We start from the raw sequence: 16,604 nt of genomic DNA on the forward strand, positions 1-16,604 counted from the left end.
CAAGTTTAGACTGCGTGAACGCTTTGTGAAGATTTCATCAGACAAAAAAAGGCCGCTGCGGTTTGCGGCGGCCTTGAATCTTTGCGATGGGATAGCAGGATCAATTTCCGATGGTTTGCAAATATGCAATTAAATCGGCGCGTTCTTGCGGCTTTTTCAGGCCGGCAAAGCTCATCGAAGTGCCCGAGATATAGCCGCTTGGACGTTCAAGGAACGCATCAAGCGCTTCGGGTGTCCAATTGCCGCCATGTGCCTGCATGGCCGCCGAATATCCGGTAAAGCCCTTGGCCGACGCAACCGGCCGGTCAACGATAGCGTACAGGTATGGACCTGTGCCATTTGCGCCGTCTTCCAGCTTGTGACAAGCCGTGCATTTGCGGAACACACGGGCACCTTTCTCCGGGTCTGCAGCTGCTAAAAGCTCTTCGAACACAACCTCTTCACCATCAGCACTTTCACCGGCGCTTTCCGTCTCAATCACGTAAGCAGCCTCCGCGCTGTGGCCACCCACATGATACAGGATATCTCCGCCCCATTTGGCCAGAAGAAGCGCAAGGAAGGTTCCGAACAGGCCGGCTGCGGCCTTGGTAACTGTCATCGTGTCGAACATTGATCGCGAGTCCATTTCAGCTGTCTTCGGGGTGTCTAAGGCTTCCCCTCGCAAGAGGCAAGGTATAGACACCGCGACGAAACGCCCAATGTGGGAACTTGTTGCACGGAATCGATCAAATGACCAAACGCATCGCTTTTCAAGGGGAACCCGGCGCTTACAGCCACGAAGCCTGCCGCAATGCAAGGCCAGAAATGGATGCTTTACCCTGCCGAACTTTTGAAGATGTTATCGAATCGGTCCGTTCCGGCGAGGCGGATTTGGCGATGCTGCCGGTGGAGAATTCCACTTATGGCCGTGTTGCCGACATTCACCGACTGCTTCCTCATAGTGGGCTGCATATTATCGAAGAAGCCTTTGTTAGGGTTCATATCAACCTTTTGGGAGTGCCCGGCGCGAAGTTAGAAGATATTACCGAAGCTCACTCCCACTTAGTGTTGCTTCCACAATGCGAAGGTTTCCTTAAAGAACACGGTATTCGTGGCCGGGTCAGCCCTGACAATGCGCGCGCCGCCCGCGAGATCGCCGAACTGGGTGACAAGCATTCGGCCGCCCTGGCCAGCGAATTGGCTGGTAAGATTTATGGTCTGAATGTTTTGGCCCGGCACGTTGAAGACCGCGGCGACAACACCACCCGTTTTCTTGTTATGTCACCGCAAGCCGACACGACGCGACGCGGCGAACATGAAATGATCACGAGTTTCGTTTTCCAGGTGCGCAATATCCCCGCGGCTTTATACAAGGCTATGGGCGGTTTCGCCACCAACGGCGTTAACATGACAAAGCTGGAAAGTTACATGATCGATGGATCTTTCACCGCGACGCAATTCTACGCGGATATTGTCGGCCACCCAGAAGACCGAAATGTACAACTTGCCCTCGACGAACTTGAACACTTCACAACGAATGTCGAAATTTTGGGCGTGTACCCTGCGGCCCGGCCAAGAGGCTAGAACTTTTATACCAACGAATCTCGGACCCCCGCTAAGCGCTGCACCAGTACTGTCTTACAGCCGAACGAAACTCCTTGAAGAACGATTTAACGATCAGCGCCACCTAAACACTGAGCACCCAAACCCACCTGTGGACGGGCTACATGCTGTGACGGTAACGTTCCTCCGCATCGCGGGCGAAGTCACTCAGTCGCGATTGAAACTGGCGCCGAACACGTGACTGCCCAAGTTTAAGGGATTGCAACAACAAACGCGCCGTAAGGGTCTTGGCCGCCAGCGACATTGAGATTTTCAAGCGTGTGCGACCCTTGGAAAGTGCTAGAAGCTCGATCGAAGTTTCACCCTTCATTCCTTTGCTGTTGGCCCTAAATTTTATCGCAGAAGGCCGATCAAATTCAGTCATTTCAACCATGATCTGGCGAGGTTTGCTTCGCACTTTGACTACGGTCTCCCATTTGGCTCCAACGATTGCAGAGTGTTGCGCAGAAATTCGTCGCACGTCAGCGCCTCGCCGAACGGCCAAACGCTCGAATCTATCGAAATCCGACACAAAGGCGAATACCTCATCGATTGGAGCTTCGATGTCTTCCTGCGCTGAAAACTTCATTTTTGCCTTTTTAGTCTTTGTTACGAACCAAGCTTTCGTCAATCCAGCGTGTCTGACAGCCAGTTTTGCAAAAGAAAGTGTGCAATCGCTCCTTTTCGAGCAGGCAGCAGCTTTGGATGCTCACCTGCGTAAGCCTGCATCATTTCTGTTCTGGTGACCCAAATGGCGTCTTCAATTTCGACCGGATCAATTTGAATGTCGCGCGACAGAGCCTGACCCGAACACCCCATCATAAGCGACGCCGGGAAAGGCCAAGGCTGGCTCGCCAAATACTGCACAGCGCCGACGGGAACTCCAGCTTCTTCCATCACTTCACGACGGACGGCGGCCTCTAGCGTTTCACCAGGTTCCACAAATCCGGCCAACAGAGAATACATCCCCTCCGGCCATCCGGGCGACCGTCCCATCAGCACAGAATTTCCATGGGTTATCAGCATGATCACCACGGGGTCGGTTCGCGGAAAATGCTGCGCCCCGCACGCAGGACAACTGCGCTGCCACCCTCCTTGCGAGATTTCGCTGCCCGCGCCACAACGGGCGCAGAAGCGATGCGTTTCGTGCCACCCCACGACCGCCTTTGCCGAGGCGGCCAATTCCGCATCCCGCGGTGACAGCCTTGTCATGATTCGACGCAGCTCAGCAAAAACATGGCCTGTTGGCAAATCTGGATGCTGCTGTTCACTTCCATCTACAAATGCGCCGACACCGGAAATGTCCAACCCTTCTGCGTCCCAACCTGAAATATCCATTGCAAAATGCGGCACATCTTGATCGCCAAGACCCAGAAAAACAGGTTGTTCAACCGCGCCGCCAGGCCCCTCTGTTATTATGTCATGATGCATTGGGACCGATGCAAGTGAATCCAACCCCTCTCCCTGCACAAGAACCTTACCGCGCCAAATCAAATGACATTTAGCGGCCCCACCAGACTTTACCTTGGCCAGCATTTTCGCGTCACCTCGAATATGCGCCGCGCGGTCCAAACCCGAACCGCCGAATGTTACCTGTTCCGCGCGTTTCACTATTTTGCTCCCTCAAGTCCGAACCAAGGGCTGCCACGTCTTGCCCTCTGGTGCAACGGGCGTTCATCGGGCAAAATGCAAATGTCGCGTTTGAAAAACCGCACAATCGCCGCGGAAGTCGCAATCGTCCCGAACATTATGAACAAACAAATATTTTGACCGCAAGAAGCACATAACTTGATCACCAAACCAAAACTGCCGTTAGGCCAGCGCAAAGACGACCGCGCCATGATTCGGATTCTGGCCACCTCCGATATCCATATGAACGTGACTGGCTACGACTATTACGCTGATTGCACGGACACACGGATCGGACTCACCCGAACCGCAACCTTGATCCGCGAAGCACGGCAACAAGCCGTTCAGAATGACGCCCTTGTTTTGATGTTTGACAACGGCGATTCCCTACAGGGCACACCCTACGGTCAGTGGGCAGCCCAAACCATTCAACACGCCCATCCACTACCACAGGCGTTTGCTGCATTGGGTTATGATGCCGTAGGCCTGGGCAATCATGACTTCGGGTTCGGAGTCGCATTTCTCGAACAAATCGCTGAAAAGGCCACGTATCCGATTTTGTGTTCGAATATGCGGTACAAGGCCCTGAAAAGCCCTTGGCATCCTTATGCAATCCTTCCTCGCTCGGTTGTTTTAAACGGCAATAACGAACCGATTTGCATCGGCGTTTTATCAGTGTTGCCACCGCAAACACTCCAATGGGAAGCCCACAAACTTAAAGGTAAGGCCGAGGTTGAGGATATTGTCACTTCTGCCCATCACACTGCCGCAAATTTGAAGCAATTGGGGTGCGATTTGGTTGTGGCCCTGGCCCATACCGGATTAGGAGCCGATACTTTTGAAAACGGTCAGGAAAACGCCGCAATACCTTTGGCGGAAATAGACGCCATTGATGCGATCATAGCAGGGCACACGCACCTGACACTGCCAGGTCCTGGGCACGCGGGGTTAAAACACGTCGACCACGCAAGAGGTCTTGTACACGACAAACCCGTCGTTATGCCCGGATGGGCAGGATCACATTTGGGGATCATTGACCTATCCCTGAAACGGGATCAGAACAAAAAATGGCGGGTCGAAAATAGCCAGGCCGAACTAAGATCAATCCAATCGGACGTTGATGCATCCACAGTGGCGGAGGACGCAGAAATCTCGGCTTTTTTCGCGGCCGGCCATGTAGAGACCAGGGCACAGTCTGCCGAGCCGGTTGGACGAATTACGAAACCCCTGCACAGCTATTTCTCTTATTGTGGGTCCGACAGGAGCCTGAGTCTTTTGGCCGAGGCACAGGCCGCAGCTGTGAAGCCGTTTCTAGCCAACACGCAATTTGCGGATATTCCGGTACTCTCAGCGGTCGCACCAGCCAAATTCGGTGGCAGGGCAGGACCGCGATACTACACCGATGTGCCTGCCGGTGAAATTTCGATGCGCCATGTTGCGGACATTCACGTTTTTCCAAACGAACTTCGCGCCGTCCTTGCAAACGGTACACAGATTCTGGACTGGCTTGAAATGTCTGCAGGCTTGTTCAGTCAGCTATCAAAAGACGGCCCCCATCTTTTGACTAATCCACATTGGACGGGTCATAACTTTGACATCCTTTACGGAGCGACCTGGCAAATCGACCTCTCAAAACATGCCCGTTTTCACTGTGACGGTAGCCTGGTAGACGCTGCTAATTCACGCATTCTCGACGCAAGCTTCAATGGCACGCCAATCACGGAGGATCAGATTTTTGTCGTCGTTTTAAACAACTATCGGGCAAATGGTGGTGGCGACTTTCCAGTTGCGAAAAACCCGCGACTGATTTCTTTGCCATCGCTTCGCATTCAGGATGCACTGCGTGATTATCTGGCCGGGAATTTGCAGCCAACCCTGTTGGCTGAAACAGTAAAACCGTTCTCTTTTGCCCCTATGGGCAGCAGAACTGCAATCCTCAAAACCGGGCCTAATGCGCGGAATTACATTGATGAACTTGCAGAGTACCGACCGATTGATTTGGGACTTGATGACGAAGGCTTTATGCAAATCCAACTCACGCTGTGATGGGTTGCCATTTTATGTCCTGACACTTATATCACACGGTGAGAGGTTGGCGCGGGCGAGCGCCTCGCCAACCTGGTCAGGTCCGGAAGGAAGCAGCCACAACGAGCCCCGCTTGGGTCGATGTCCAACCTCTCACTCTCGAACGTGTATCGCGCGTAAATTCTTTCAGCGGCAGGAGGGCCTTTATGATTGTAGCAATGACCCTTCGGGCTGATGGTTTCTGAGAACACACAAACTGATCATTGCCTGAACACACGACCTGAGGATGCGCGTTCGCCATCCCCAGGCCTTTTGACCTGAAAACAGGCAGAACAATGGTTTTTTCACTTTCGGACCTTGGATGGTCCTCTCATTTTGCCGCACAACACGCGGTTGATGCCTCACTGAATCCATATCGCATTTCAGCGGTTCATCGAGATCGCCTTAAAGCCCTATCGCCTGAGGGCGAGGTGCCTTTAACGACCCCAAATCAGTCGACCGGAGATTTTGCTGTCGGCGACTGGGTACTGGCCGATGAACATGGTCGCATTCAGCTTTTATTGGAACGTCGCAGCCTGCTTCAAAGACGTGCGGCTGGTACAAGTGCCGAGTCGCAGTTAATTGCAGCAAATGTCGACGTCTTGTTCATCGTCAGCTCTTGCAACGCTGATTTCAACTTGCCTCGGCTCGAACGATATCTGGCGCTGGCACATCAGGCGGGATGTTATCCTGTGATTGTCTTAACCAAGGCCGATACCTGCGAGGACGTAGTAGACTATAGTTCGCGTGCTGAAAGCCTGGCTCCATTCATAACTGTCTTGAGTGTAAATGCGCTGGATGCGGCTGATATCCAACATCTTCTGTCATGGTGCCCAACGGGTCAGACTGGCGCTCTGGTCGGGTCCTCGGGCGTTGGAAAGACGACGCTGGCAAACGGGATGACCGGTCAGTCCAACACAACGGCTGGTATCCGCGAAGATGATGCGCGAGGACGGCACACAACGACCTCGCGCGCCCTTATCAAGATGCGAAACGGCGGATGGCTTATCGATACACCTGGAATGCGGGCATTGCGGTTGCTCAATGCCGAAGAGGGTGTAGATGAAGTGTTTTCGGAGGTTATCGACCTCGCGAGAGCGTGCCGATTTTCTGATTGCCAACATTTGTCAGAACCCGGTTGCGCCATTCAGGCAGCTATCACCGCGGGAGAATTGGATGCCGCACGGCTTGATCGTTGGCGCAAGTTGCGACGTGAGGAATTGCACAATTCAGAAACCGTCGCGCAAGCCCGCGCTCGAGACAAGGCATTCGGCAAAATGGTAAGGTCCGTTATGCTGGACAAGAAGGCACAAAAGCGGATTTAAAATTTGGGCGCCGCGCAACCGGCGCCCAATATTCATGCCGGTATCATCCGGGGACAAACAGCTGCATTTCCATATGCAACGACCACTAGGTGTTCGATCTATCGTAATCCGAAGTCTAAAGGTTCCAACTGAGTGAACCGATAAAACCCTATGTTTGGATTTACCTTGCGTTTTTCTCCCTGAGTTTGAGCCTTAAGCTCACACTCGAGAATACAGCAAGCTTGACTTGGGTGTGGTTTGGCCATTAGCCGTTGGCTGATGGTTTCCCTGCCCTCGATTGAGGACGGGATTAAAAGGGAACACGGTGCGACCTTCCCGGGATACCGGAATGGTTCAAGTCCGAGACTGCCCCCGCAACTGTAAGCGGAAAGCGATGCCGAGATACCACTGGCCTACAGGCTGGGAAGGTCGGCAAAGCGACGACCCGCAAGTCAGGAGACCTGCCATCAAAAATTGAAACCGAAACTCGGGCGGGGCGTCCGGTTGGGGTCAGACCGTGATACGCGGGTCTTCCCGAACAAAGCCCATCGTCCAATGTGCGGAGGGCACATCATGATCTGGAACACGAAAACACATCAATTTACGGCCACGATTTGCCATCGCACGGGCACCTCGTGCCCTGCGATGGCACGCACGGGCCGTGAGCTGGCTAAATCCATCTTAGCCTCGGGACGGAGTGCAACGCGCGATATCGAAATCGAAGGCAGCGTTGAACTGGCGTATTGCAAAAACGGATGCACCGCAAAGTTTCGAGCACGGGTGGACGAAGTGCGCCTTTATTGCGGAGTGGAAACTGACGCCCAAATGGATCTGTTAGATACCTTTGCCGAGCTAATGTTTGGGACAGATTTTGGTATCCTGCCATCTAGTGCGACATACAATCCCCCATGCGCCATGCTCCAGGCGCTAACGATATCTGAAATAGATGTGGCTGAACCAGATTTCTGTGCGATCCTTTAGGGCTATTGCGCCGCGAAAACGACAGCCGGCGCTGTCGCCCAATGCATTTGGTCATCGGTCTCGACAGCACCAGGACGAAGGGCCCGCAAGCGTGTCAGCGCCGTATCGGGGTTTTCGCCGCATTCGACCATTAATCGGAGTACGACCATTCCCGAACGACCGCACCCGCCGCGGCAATGAACCAAGACGCGACCACCGCCTGAGAGCGCTTGCCGCGCTGATGCGCTGGTAACACCCCAGCGTTTGCGGATTTCCGCCGATGGTGCCCCAAAATCCTCGACAGGAAGGTGAACCCAACGGCTGGCGCGGCCTTGCACGTCACGTCCAAAGTCGCGGGCGCCGTCCATGATCATCTCAACTTCGGTCGCCATCGAGATCACAAGACCCGGACGCCAGCCGGAAATCATCTCAAGATCACCGGAATAATCACCATTCCGCCCAGGCATTGAGGTTAGCGCAAGTGTGCCACCGCCCACTTGCAACGCATGAATCACCATTTGAGACATCTTGCCGTTCCCCCCGAAACGTTACCCAGTAAGTCTTACGCGTGACATCAGACTCGGTGATTTTAACTCTGCCAGCGCAGTTTCCAAAACAAAATCCTGCTTACCCGCTGTGGACGCGGACGACAGGGGCCTCTACGCTGCGGTCTGAATACGAATCCGCGAAAGCAGACATGACCGACACGCCCAGCCCCGCCTATCAGGTTCTCGCCCGAAAATATCGTCCCGAAACCTTTGCCGATCTGGTGGGGCAGGACGCTATGGTTCGGACGCTAAAGAACGCGTTTGCAGCAGACAGGATCGCGCAGGCTTTTATCATGACCGGTATTCGAGGCACCGGTAAGACGACAACGGCCAGAATAATAGCCAAGGGCATGAACTGTATCGGCCCTGACGGCGAAGGCGGACCAACGACTGAACCATGCGGTCAATGCGAACATTGCATAGCGATAATGGAAGGCCGCCATGTTGACGTTATGGAGATGGATGCCGCCAGCCGCACGGGTGTGAACGATATCCGAGAAATCATCGACAGCGTACGTTACCGCGCAGCGAGCGCGCGCTATAAGATTTATATAATCGACGAAGTTCACATGCTGTCGACCAGCGCTTTTAACGCGCTGCTCAAGACTCTGGAAGAACCGCCCGAGCATGTGAAATTCATCTTTGCCACGACGGAAATCCGAAAGGTCCCGGTGACCGTCCTGTCGCGATGCCAACGGTTTGACCTACGCCGGATCGAGCCCGAGGATATGATCGCACTTCTCCGCCGGATCGCGGCGGCGGAAGACACTAAAATCGCAGATGACGCACTGGCGCTGATTACCCGCGCAGCCGAAGGATCAGCCCGCGATGCAACCTCTTTGCTGGATCAGGCAATTTCGCACGGTGCCGGCGAAACCACCGCAGACCAGGTTCGTGCCATGCTGGGCTTGGCTGACAGGGGTCGCGTGTTGGACCTGATGGATATGATCTTGCGGGGCGACGCCGCAGGTGCGTTAACGGAATTGAGCGCACAGTATGCTGAGGGCGCAGATCCATTGGCGGTACTGCGTGATTTAGCCGAAATAACACATTGGGTTTCTGTTGTGAAAATCACACCAGACGCGGCGGAGGACCCAACTGTTTCCCCGGATGAGCGGGCACGCGGTCAAGATATGGCCTCAACGCTGCCTATGCGCGTCCTGACCCGAATGTGGCAGATGTTGCTTAAAGCGTTGGAGGAAGTGTCCGCAGCGCCAAACAGTATGATGGCTGCGGAAATGGCAATCATTCGTCTTACGCACGTTGCCGATCTTCCCAGCCCGGAAGAGCTGGTGAAACGTCTGCAAGATGCGCCGACGCCGCCACCCGGCGGCCCGGGCGGCGGTATTCCGAATGGCGGCCAAAGTGTTACTACAACGCATGTGTCGGCCCCTGCGTCATATGCCGCCACGCCACGTGGAAGCGCCGGCGCACCGACGGCTGCTTTGGCCCAAGACACTCAAACCGCGCTGGCGCGGTATCCGACGTTCGACCATGTTGTCGAACTGATCCGTTCTAACCGCGACGTAAAGTTACTGGTCGAAGTCGAAAACGGCATACGCCTTGTTTCATACCAGCCTGGTCGGATCGAGTTCACACCGGCCGATAAAGCACCCTCTGACTTGGCTGCCCGGCTGGGTTCGGCTTTGCAGCGCTGGACTGGAAATCGATGGGCCGTCTCAATCGTATCGGAGGGAGAGGCCCCTACAATTGCGGAACTTCGCGACATTGCTGACTTAGCCTTGCGTAATCAGGCAGAGCAACACCCGATGGTTCAAGCGGTTCTGGCGCATTTCCCAAAGGCTCGGATCACCAATATTGAAACACCAGAACAAAAGGCAGCCCAAGTCGAGACCGAAGCTCTGCCAGAGGTGGAAGACGAATGGGACCCGTTCGAAGAAGACTAACTTTGGCTCGATCAAAGCGGAAAGCCCCACAACGTGTCGCTCATGCTGTGGTTAGGCATGTGACGGAGGAACCTAATGCACTCGACCCCGCTGCACCCTAAATTCGGACTCACTATCCATGACGTCGACCTCAGGGAAGTTGACAAGGGCAATCTTTATCCTGAAATCCGAAGAGCTTTCGAAACGAATTCCGCACTATTGTTTCCGGCGCAATCCCTGACCGATGACGATCATATTCGATTGGGAGAGCTGTTTGGTCCGCTGGAAAACCGCGAAGCAATGGCTGCCGGGCGCGACGTTTCGTTTCACGTTCCCGAGCTTACAAATCAAACCAAGTCTGGCGTACGGGCGAAGGATGATCTCAGATTGCTGGATTTGCAGGCCAACATGTTGTGGCATACCGACAGCACTTTTTTACCGGTGCCTGCCCTTATCAACATTCTGACGGCTCATGTCGTTCCACCCTCTGGCGGGGAAACCGAAATTGCATCGACTCGCGCCGCATGGTCTGAGATGCCCGAGCATTTGAAATCCGTTCTACAGGATGCTGTCATCTGGCACCGCCTGTCACACTCTCGCTCCAAGATATCGACCGATCTTGCCGCTTTACCGAACATGACACGTTGGCCCGATCGACCGTGGCGCGCTGTCTGGCCAAACCCAGTAACCGGTGAGGAAGCCTTGTTTATCGCATCGCACGCCTTTGCGATCGAAGGTATGGGCCATGAAGAAAGCCAAGAGATACTGAACGAGGCGATCGCCTTTTGTACGCAGCCTGATTACGTTTACTCGCACAAATGGAATGTGGGCGACGTGCTGATTTGGGACGAGCGCGCTACACTCCACCGAGGGCGCCCCTGGGATTACAGCTATCCACGAACTCTTCGCTCGATATGTTGTTCCGTCACCGATGACGATGGGTTAGACAGGGTGCGCATCGTCTGAGCCGCGCCATGGGATATTTCTGAAGCTGTTGGTGAGGACTTGACAATGATAGTGGCGCCCATCGCATGTAACTGTCCCCCCTTGTACCACGCGTGCACCCCTCGTATTTAGGCGGGAAACCAATTTTCTGGAGAAGTGCAATGCTCAAAGGACTCGGCGGCTTGGGCGATATGGCCAAGATGATGAAATCCGCACAGGACCTGCAAACCAAAATGACTGAAATGCAGGACGAGTTGAATAACATAATTGTCGTAGGTGAATCAGGTGCAGGGCTTGTCAAAGCAACTGCTTCCGCCAAGGGAGAACTGAAAAGCCTGGATATCGATCCGTCGATCTTCAATGGCGACGACAAAGAAGTGGTCGAGGACCTGATCCTTGCCGCAATCAAGGACGCCCAATCAAAAGCTGCCCAGCGATCACAGGAAGAAATGGGCAAGTTAACAGAAAGCATGGGCCTTCCGAAAGACATCAAACTGCCCTTTTAATAACCGAACCCATCTACCCAACGAGGCGCATTTCTAAAGAAGTGCAGGACAGGCCGTGAGCTCAAATAGCGATATCGATAACTTGATCGACCTGATGGCTAAGCTTCCTGGTCTTGGCCCTCGCTCGGCCCGACGCGCCGTTCTGCACCTGATCCGCAAACGCGCCCTTTTACTGACGCCACTTTCGGATGCCATGCAACAGGTGGCCGCTACAGCGCGCGAATGTTTAAACTGCGGCAATGTCGGCACGACGGACGTCTGTGAAATTTGCGACAGTGAGGCCCGAGCAACCGGAGAACTTTGCGTGGTCGAGGATGTGGCCGACCTTTGGGCGATGGAACGCGCCGGAGTTTTTAAGGGCCGTTACCACGTTCTAGGCGGCACCTTGTCTGCATTGGACGGTGTCGGCCCAGACGAGCTGCGGATTCCGCGCCTTAAGGATCGCGTCATCGCGGAAGGGATTCGCGAGGTCATCCTGGCGCTTAATGCAACTGTCGATGGGCAAACAACTGCCCACTACATTGCCGATCAGTTGGAAGGCCAGGTACGCCTGACGTCATTGGCGCAAGGTGTGCCAATTGGCGGTGAACTTGATTATCTGGATGACGGCACGATTACCGCCGCTCTGCGAGCGCGAAAAGAAATTTGAAAAACTTAATCCCTTTAGGATTGTGGCCAGCAATTTTGATGGTCTCTATTGCCGCGATCAAACAAGATTCTTTTTGATATTTGAATAAAAGACCTTAACCCAGATTCTGTGATATAGGGGGTCACACCTGTAACTAGATACGAATGAAAGCTAATTTGAGTTCGGCCATTCAGACGGGCAGCTGCATTAGTTGCCGTCCGGAAACAAATTTAGGGAGATTAGGCAGTGGAAAATATGGTGTCGGCGGTCCAGAAGGTTTTTTCCAACTACGCGACATTTTCCGGACGCGCATCTAGGTCGGAATATTGGTGGTGGTTCCTTGCACTACTTATTTTCATGCTGATCCTGGGCGTACTGGACGCATTCGTCATAGCCCCTCTTTTAGGCTTTCAGGCGGGCGACGAAAACGCCGGGCAGCCGCTCTCACTTTTGGCGAGCCTTGCGGTACTGCTACCAAATTTGGCAGTCGGCGCACGTCGATTACATGATACGGATCGTTCAGGCTGGTGGTTGCTTATTGGCCTGATTCCTTTGATTGGGTTTCTCATCCTCATCTACTTTTTTGTTCAACCCAGCGACGCTGAGGCAAACAGGTTTGGAGAAGCGCCCTCGTGGCCGCCGTCGATATAATCATGAACAAAAGGTCAACTTAAACCGGTAAGTTTCGCCAGAACCGACCCAGGAGTTCCAATGAACCGCATTCTAGCCCTCACTTTCGCCGCCTTCACGGCAACCGCGGCCTTTTCACAAGAATTGATAGACAAAGGTTTTGTCCAAGGCTGGAACATCATGATGGATCCAGCCTTGGGCAATGGATGTCTGATCCAGACCGTATATCAGGATCTATCGGTCGTTCGTTTGGGTTATGATGCTCTGGGCAATCGTGGGTATTTCACCGTTTACAATAAGGCGTGGGGCGAAATCGAACCCGGTAAAAGCTATCCGATCCGGTTCGAGCTGGATGGCAAAAGTTTTGACGCCACTGCAATAGGTTTTAGGCAAGACCGCGTACCGGGTGCGACTGTGTTCTTCACTGACCGGAATTTTGTCAACGCTATCGCGCAAAACAAAACCATGACCGTCTATAACCCTTTAGGTGAGGTGGTGATGGCCATCGATCTGAACGGAACAGCCAAAGCGCTGGAATACGCGCGGGATTGCCAGAACCGTAAACTTTAGCGAATCGGATCAAACAAAGCGTCTTCCGCTGAGCAATCTCTGATCACATCGCGTCCGCAAGGCACTGGTTCAAGCGCGCGCGAAAGACACAGGCGAACTTCTTCGATGTAACCCTGCTTGCAAGTGATTGTGATCATGTCCCGCGACAGATCTGGGTTTGCTTCAACGAACGCGTCTTCAACAACCGAGGCGGGCAATCTGACAGACTTGTCAAGTTTTCGAAACACCTCGGGACGTTTCACGCTGTCGTAGGCCCGTCTTGAAAGAGCAAAGTAATCAGGCGCACTAAGGCCCGAGCACGTGCCATGTTTTTTCCATTGATGCCACGCCAGCCCGGAACTTCCCTGTATATCAGACATCGCACGGGTCATTCGGCGCGAAGGTTGTGCTTCGGTGGTACGGCAGAAAGAAGGCCAACCTTGATTATACTGCGGCCAGAGGCCGTGCAGAATCCACCCATAATCGTGCCGGACATCACATTGGTCTGATCCCCGCGCATCGCCTTCGCGTGCGCACCAATTCGGTGACCAGCTGAGTGATAGTACGTAGTAGTCAAACTCACCCGCTGTTTCACTATCGGCATACGCGGTCATTGCGCTGAACACCCAAAGAACCAACCAACGCATTCGCCTCTTCCCTTCTTGCCTTGCGGCGACTATATACAGCCCAAGTTCCCCGACAACGGAAACCTGCCCCAAGACCACGGGGCCGCCGAATTCCGGCGACGGGATAGATGTATGTATAGGAGATGGGCTGATGGCAAAACCCCTGATGGCCAAGGCAACAGCAGTATGGCTGGTGGATAATACCACGATCAGCTTCAAGCAAATCGCGGATTTCGTGGGCATGCACGAGTTAGAGGTGCAGGGTATCGCCGATGGTGACGTTGCAGCAGGTGTCAAAGGTTTCGATCCGATCGCCAACAACCAGCTCACACAGGATGAGATCGAAGCGGCGCAGAGTGACCCTTTGCATAAACTGAAACTCAAGTTTAATCCGGCCGCAACTGGCGAAGAGAAACGGCGCGGACCCCGCTATACGCCATTGTCCAAGCGGCAGGATCGTCCGAACTCGATTCTTTGGTTGGTCAAGTTTCACCCCGAACTTAGCGACGGACAAATCGCCAAGCTCGTGGGAACCACGAAACCGACGATCCAGTCGATCCGCGAGCGGACGCACTGGAACATAACGAATATGCAGCCAATTGATCCCGTTGCACTGGGGCTATGTAAGCAGTCCGAGCTGGACGCAATCGTTCAAAAGGCCGCCGCCAAGAAGGCAGCCGAAGGCGGTGTAATGAGCGACGATGAGCGGCGCAAACTGGTTTCAACTGAACAGTCGCTCGAAATGGAAAATGCGCCCAAGATACCAACCGCGATCGAAGGTTTGGAGACCTTTTCGCTGTCTGAAGAGCCAGAAAGCAAGGAAGAAGAGGAACCCATCGTGGACGCGGACAGCTTCTTCAACCTTCCAAAAGGAAGTGGCGAAGAAGAAGATGAAGACGACTTGCGCCAATGATCTTAGTAGCCCCGACGCAGCATAGTCGGGGCGCTTGTTCCCGGGAAACACCATGCTGAATGCACTGTCCGCTATTTTTGGACCACACCGCGCAGTATCAATCTATGTATTTCTCAAGACAAAGGGTCTGGCCATTCTGGGCGGTTTGATCATGATCGCGCTGGTCACCAGTCTGTTTGTACTCGGTGACGATGGCGAACACGAGCACGACTCATTCCTGACGGTCGCGGTTCTGTCCGCAACCCCTATCAATGGCGATTTGAAAAACGGGGTAATCGCATCGGTTCGTTTGCCAGACGGTTCCGCGACTTCGATCACATCAACAGACGGGCTTATCTCGCAATCTGTCGGGACAAGTGCTTGTGTGGAAAAACGTGTCTTCGTGAAAAGTGGCGAGGCGCGCTATCGTTTGAAATTGCCACAGCTTTGCGAGGCAAGCTAACGGCAAACCGCCCGCTAAAGTCAGCGGGCGGTTTTCTTTTACAACGTTTGGAACAAAATACCTGTTACGATCGCGCCGGAAACGCCTAAGCCGAGATAGGTTGCGAATACCCGTGGTCTGACGAGCGACCAAACAGCCGCCATTGCTGGTATCGAGCTAACGGCACCAGCGACCATGAAGGACATCGCTGCGCCTGCGCTCATGCCTTGTTCCATCAGCCCGGCCAGTAGCGGCGGTGCGACGTACGAGTTCAGATATGCAGGCATTCCAACCAGTGCTGCGATCACGATGGGCACGACGCCTTCTCCACCTACAACACGCGCGATTAGGTCTGCTGGCACATAGCTGACAAGCAACGCCTCGAGTACATAGGCCAATGCCAACCATTTCAGCAGAAATACGCCGTTGTGCACAAACTCGGAACGGAATCGGGCGCGGCGCTCGGGCTGCTGCCAGAAACGCCAAACCGGCCTATCATCCTGCTTGGGTCCGCAACCGCAGCAACCTGCTGGTTTGTATTCACGCAGTGGTTGGGCAAATGCGCCATTGCGCATCAGGAACCGAACGGTAAAGCCGCCGAACAAGCCAAGCGCCACCGCTGCAATTGCCTTTCCGATTGCGAAAGGCCAACCCAATGCACCAGCCGTGATTAATAATGTCGGCGGATCTATCAGCGGAGAGCTGAGCCAAAACGCCATCACGGCCGAGAGCGGTGCCCCAAGCGCTAGAAGGCCGGCGATGAAGGGGATTACTTCGCAAGAACAAAACGGAGCCAACCCACCGAACAATGCAGCCAGCAGGATCATCCGGGTCTCGCGCCCTTCAAAAGCGCGCGCAACCATAACCTCGGCCCCGGTGGCCTTTAGGTAAGACAAGAGCAAAACGGCAAACAAAATGTATTGGCCCGTATGGGCCAGCGCCTTGGCGGCAAACGTGACCACGTCGACCCAGTTATCTGGGTCAAGTACGGCGACTGCCATCAAAAGCGCAACGATCAACGCCCATGGCGTTTTTATCATCTCAAGGATGGCTTTTGGTGCCATCTTTGGATTTTGAGTCAATTCAGCCATCGTTTGCAGCCTTCCCGATTTCGTCCGCACAACATTCGCTCAGGATAAATTGTGCCAGTTTTCTAAGTTCGTCGAAATTGGCGCGATTTATAGTACTCCGCCCTATTTTTTCTTGCTCGACAACACCGCCCGCGGACAGAAACCGCAGGTGATGTGCAAGGGTCGAAGGCGCAATATCAGTCCGGTTTTGGATTTCACCGACTGTCAACCCTGATTCCCCGGCACGAACCAGCGTTTTCAGAACCTTTAGCCGGGCTTCTGAACCCATTGCAGAAAACCCAGCTGCTGCCGCTTCCCACATATATTATCTCCATAAAACTAAT

19 protein-coding genes, 1 other RNA gene and 1 riboswitch are annotated in these 16,604 nt (G+C 54.0%); of the genes, 13 read left to right on the forward strand and 7 right to left on the reverse strand.

What is annotated here, in order from left to right:
* Window positions 1-100 precede the first annotated feature (100 nt).
* On the reverse strand, window positions 101-610 hold the full coding sequence (locus tag GOV45_RS14630) for a c-type cytochrome (RefSeq protein ID WP_170479668.1): 510 nt from the start codon (window positions 608-610) through the stop codon (window positions 101-103).
* Window positions 611-729: 119 nt separating this feature from the next.
* On the opposite strand from GOV45_RS14630, the gene GOV45_RS14635 reads away from it, so the two are divergent.
* A complete protein-coding gene (locus GOV45_RS14635; RefSeq protein ID WP_170479113.1) occupies window positions 730-1,563 on the forward strand; it encodes a prephenate dehydratase in 834 nt (277 codons plus the stop codon).
* Window positions 1,564-1,702: 139 nt separating this feature from the next.
* Here GOV45_RS14635 and GOV45_RS14640 read toward each other — a convergent pair whose 3' ends face one another.
* Both GOV45_RS14640 and nudC read right to left on the reverse strand, forming a co-directional pair.
* A complete protein-coding gene (locus tag GOV45_RS14640; RefSeq protein ID WP_170479114.1) occupies window positions 1,703-2,170 on the reverse strand; it encodes an SRPBCC family protein in 468 nt (155 codons plus the stop codon).
* Between the two features lie 38 nt (window positions 2,171-2,208).
* A complete protein-coding gene (nudC, locus tag GOV45_RS14645) occupies window positions 2,209-3,192 on the reverse strand; it encodes an NAD(+) diphosphatase (protein WP_170479116.1) in 984 nt (327 codons plus the stop codon).
* Between the two features lie 177 nt (window positions 3,193-3,369).
* Between nudC and GOV45_RS14650 the strand changes: the two genes are divergently transcribed.
* The 4 genes from GOV45_RS14650 (at window position 3,370) to GOV45_RS14665 (ending at window position 7,559) form a co-directional block, all read left to right on the forward strand.
* Window positions 3,370-5,256 carry a bifunctional 2',3'-cyclic-nucleotide 2'-phosphodiesterase/3'-nucleotidase gene (locus tag GOV45_RS14650; protein WP_254448014.1) on the forward strand — a complete coding sequence of 629 codons (1,887 nt, stop codon included), beginning with the start codon at window positions 3,370-3,372 and terminating at the stop codon, window positions 5,254-5,256.
* A gap of 39 nt (window positions 5,257-5,295) precedes the next feature.
* An RNA gene (gene ffs / locus GOV45_RS14655) (signal recognition particle sRNA small type) lies at window positions 5,296-5,394 on the forward strand.
* 176 nt (window positions 5,395-5,570) lie between these two features.
* Window positions 5,571-6,599, forward strand: coding sequence for a ribosome small subunit-dependent GTPase A (gene rsgA / locus GOV45_RS14660; protein WP_170479118.1), 1,029 nt, complete (start codon window positions 5,571-5,573; stop codon window positions 6,597-6,599).
* Window positions 6,600-6,841: 242 nt separating this feature from the next.
* A riboswitch (cobalamin riboswitch) is annotated at window positions 6,842-7,061 on the forward strand.
* Window positions 7,062-7,151: 90 nt separating this feature from the next.
* A complete protein-coding gene (locus tag GOV45_RS14665) occupies window positions 7,152-7,559 on the forward strand; it encodes a hypothetical protein (RefSeq protein ID WP_170479120.1) in 408 nt (135 codons plus the stop codon).
* Between the two features lie 2 nt (window positions 7,560-7,561).
* Here the strand turns inward: GOV45_RS14665 and GOV45_RS14670 are convergent, their stop codons facing one another.
* On the reverse strand, window positions 7,562-8,065 hold the full coding sequence (locus tag GOV45_RS14670) for a protein-tyrosine phosphatase family protein (RefSeq protein ID WP_170479122.1): 504 nt from the start codon (window positions 8,063-8,065) through the stop codon (window positions 7,562-7,564).
* Window positions 8,066-8,235: 170 nt separating this feature from the next.
* On the opposite strand from GOV45_RS14670, the gene GOV45_RS14675 reads away from it, so the two are divergent.
* The 6 genes from GOV45_RS14675 to GOV45_RS14700 all read left to right on the forward strand — a co-directional run bounded on the left by GOV45_RS14675 (window position 8,236) and on the right by GOV45_RS14700 (window position 13,251).
* A complete protein-coding gene (locus tag GOV45_RS14675) occupies window positions 8,236-9,993 on the forward strand; it encodes a DNA polymerase III subunit gamma/tau (protein WP_170479124.1) in 1,758 nt (585 codons plus the stop codon).
* 75 nt (window positions 9,994-10,068) lie between these two features.
* Entirely contained in the window at window positions 10,069-10,938 is an 870-nt protein-coding gene (locus tag GOV45_RS14680; protein WP_170479126.1) for a TauD/TfdA dioxygenase family protein, read from the forward strand.
* 140 nt (window positions 10,939-11,078) lie between these two features.
* Complete coding sequence (locus tag GOV45_RS14685) at window positions 11,079-11,423, forward strand: YbaB/EbfC family nucleoid-associated protein (protein WP_170479128.1); 345 nt, start codon at window positions 11,079-11,081, stop codon at window positions 11,421-11,423.
* A gap of 55 nt (window positions 11,424-11,478) precedes the next feature.
* A complete protein-coding gene (gene recR / locus GOV45_RS14690) occupies window positions 11,479-12,072 on the forward strand; it encodes a recombination mediator RecR (RefSeq protein ID WP_170479130.1) in 594 nt (197 codons plus the stop codon).
* Window positions 12,073-12,306: 234 nt separating this feature from the next.
* Window positions 12,307-12,702, forward strand: a complete 396-nt coding sequence (locus GOV45_RS14695; protein ID WP_170479672.1) for a DUF805 domain-containing protein — start codon at window positions 12,307-12,309, stop codon at window positions 12,700-12,702.
* Window positions 12,703-12,762: 60 nt separating this feature from the next.
* Window positions 12,763-13,251 carry a hypothetical protein gene (locus GOV45_RS14700; protein WP_170479132.1) on the forward strand — a complete coding sequence of 163 codons (489 nt, stop codon included), beginning with the start codon at window positions 12,763-12,765 and terminating at the stop codon, window positions 13,249-13,251.
* Here GOV45_RS14700 and GOV45_RS14705 read toward each other — a convergent pair.
* Complete coding sequence (locus GOV45_RS14705; RefSeq protein WP_170479134.1) at window positions 13,248-13,877, reverse strand: ribonuclease T2 family protein; 630 nt, start codon at window positions 13,875-13,877, stop codon at window positions 13,248-13,250. The genes GOV45_RS14700 and GOV45_RS14705 overlap by 4 nt on opposite strands.
* Before the next feature lie 130 nt (window positions 13,878-14,007).
* Between GOV45_RS14705 and GOV45_RS14710 the strand changes: the two genes are divergently transcribed.
* Together GOV45_RS14710 and GOV45_RS14715 are read left to right on the forward strand one after the other, a co-directional pair.
* Entirely contained in the window at window positions 14,008-14,769 is a 762-nt protein-coding gene (locus GOV45_RS14710) for a DUF1013 domain-containing protein (protein WP_170479136.1), read from the forward strand.
* Window positions 14,770-14,821: 52 nt separating this feature from the next.
* Complete coding sequence (locus tag GOV45_RS14715; RefSeq protein ID WP_170479138.1) at window positions 14,822-15,211, forward strand: hypothetical protein; 390 nt, start codon at window positions 14,822-14,824, stop codon at window positions 15,209-15,211.
* Window positions 15,212-15,249: 38 nt separating this feature from the next.
* On the opposite strand, the gene GOV45_RS14720 is transcribed toward GOV45_RS14715, so the two are convergent.
* Both GOV45_RS14720 and GOV45_RS14725 read right to left on the reverse strand, forming a co-directional pair.
* Window positions 15,250-16,281: a permease gene (locus tag GOV45_RS14720; RefSeq protein ID WP_170479140.1), complete on the reverse strand. Its 1,032-nt coding sequence runs from the start codon at window positions 16,279-16,281 to the stop codon at window positions 15,250-15,252.
* A complete protein-coding gene (locus GOV45_RS14725) occupies window positions 16,274-16,582 on the reverse strand; it encodes an ArsR/SmtB family transcription factor (RefSeq protein WP_170479142.1) in 309 nt (102 codons plus the stop codon). Before GOV45_RS14725 ends, GOV45_RS14720 begins: the two co-directional genes overlap by 8 nt.
* Window positions 16,583-16,604: the final 22 nt, after the last annotated feature.

Source organism: Ruegeria arenilitoris (assembly GCF_013035425.1).
GTDB lineage: Bacteria > Pseudomonadota > Alphaproteobacteria > Rhodobacterales > Rhodobacteraceae > Ruegeria > Ruegeria arenilitoris_A.

What these genes read in the sequence shown, in the direction of transcription:
- GOV45_RS14630 (WP_170479668.1), bottom strand. Translation starts at nt 610, where the DNA reads ATGTTCGACACGATGACAGTTACCAAGGCCGCAGCCGGCCTGTTCGGA.
- GOV45_RS14635 (WP_170479113.1), top strand. Translation starts at nt 730, where the DNA reads ATGACCAAACGCATCGCTTTTCAAGGGGAACCCGGCGCTTACAGCCAC.
- GOV45_RS14640 (WP_170479114.1), bottom strand. Translation starts at nt 2,170, where the DNA reads ATGAAGTTTTCAGCGCAGGAAGACATCGAAGCTCCAATCGATGAGGTA.
- rsgA (WP_170479118.1), top strand. Translation starts at nt 5,571, where the DNA reads ATGGTTTTTTCACTTTCGGACCTTGGATGGTCCTCTCATTTTGCCGCA.
- GOV45_RS14665 (WP_170479120.1), top strand. Translation starts at nt 7,152, where the DNA reads ATGATCTGGAACACGAAAACACATCAATTTACGGCCACGATTTGCCAT.
- GOV45_RS14670 (WP_170479122.1), bottom strand. Translation starts at nt 8,065, where the DNA reads ATGTCTCAAATGGTGATTCATGCGTTGCAAGTGGGCGGTGGCACACTT.
- GOV45_RS14675 (WP_170479124.1), top strand. Translation starts at nt 8,236, where the DNA reads ATGACCGACACGCCCAGCCCCGCCTATCAGGTTCTCGCCCGAAAATAT.
- GOV45_RS14680 (WP_170479126.1), top strand. Translation starts at nt 10,069, where the DNA reads ATGCACTCGACCCCGCTGCACCCTAAATTCGGACTCACTATCCATGAC.
- GOV45_RS14685 (WP_170479128.1), top strand. Translation starts at nt 11,079, where the DNA reads ATGCTCAAAGGACTCGGCGGCTTGGGCGATATGGCCAAGATGATGAAA.
- GOV45_RS14695 (WP_170479672.1), top strand. Translation starts at nt 12,307, where the DNA reads ATGGTGTCGGCGGTCCAGAAGGTTTTTTCCAACTACGCGACATTTTCC.
- GOV45_RS14700 (WP_170479132.1), top strand. Translation starts at nt 12,763, where the DNA reads ATGAACCGCATTCTAGCCCTCACTTTCGCCGCCTTCACGGCAACCGCG.
- GOV45_RS14705 (WP_170479134.1), bottom strand. Translation starts at nt 13,877, where the DNA reads ATGCGTTGGTTGGTTCTTTGGGTGTTCAGCGCAATGACCGCGTATGCC.
- GOV45_RS14710 (WP_170479136.1), top strand. Translation starts at nt 14,008, where the DNA reads ATGGCAAAACCCCTGATGGCCAAGGCAACAGCAGTATGGCTGGTGGAT.
- GOV45_RS14715 (WP_170479138.1), top strand. Translation starts at nt 14,822, where the DNA reads ATGCTGAATGCACTGTCCGCTATTTTTGGACCACACCGCGCAGTATCA.
- GOV45_RS14720 (WP_170479140.1), bottom strand. Translation starts at nt 16,281, where the DNA reads ATGGCTGAATTGACTCAAAATCCAAAGATGGCACCAAAAGCCATCCTT.
- GOV45_RS14725 (WP_170479142.1), bottom strand. Translation starts at nt 16,582, where the DNA reads ATGTGGGAAGCGGCAGCAGCTGGGTTTTCTGCAATGGGTTCAGAAGCC.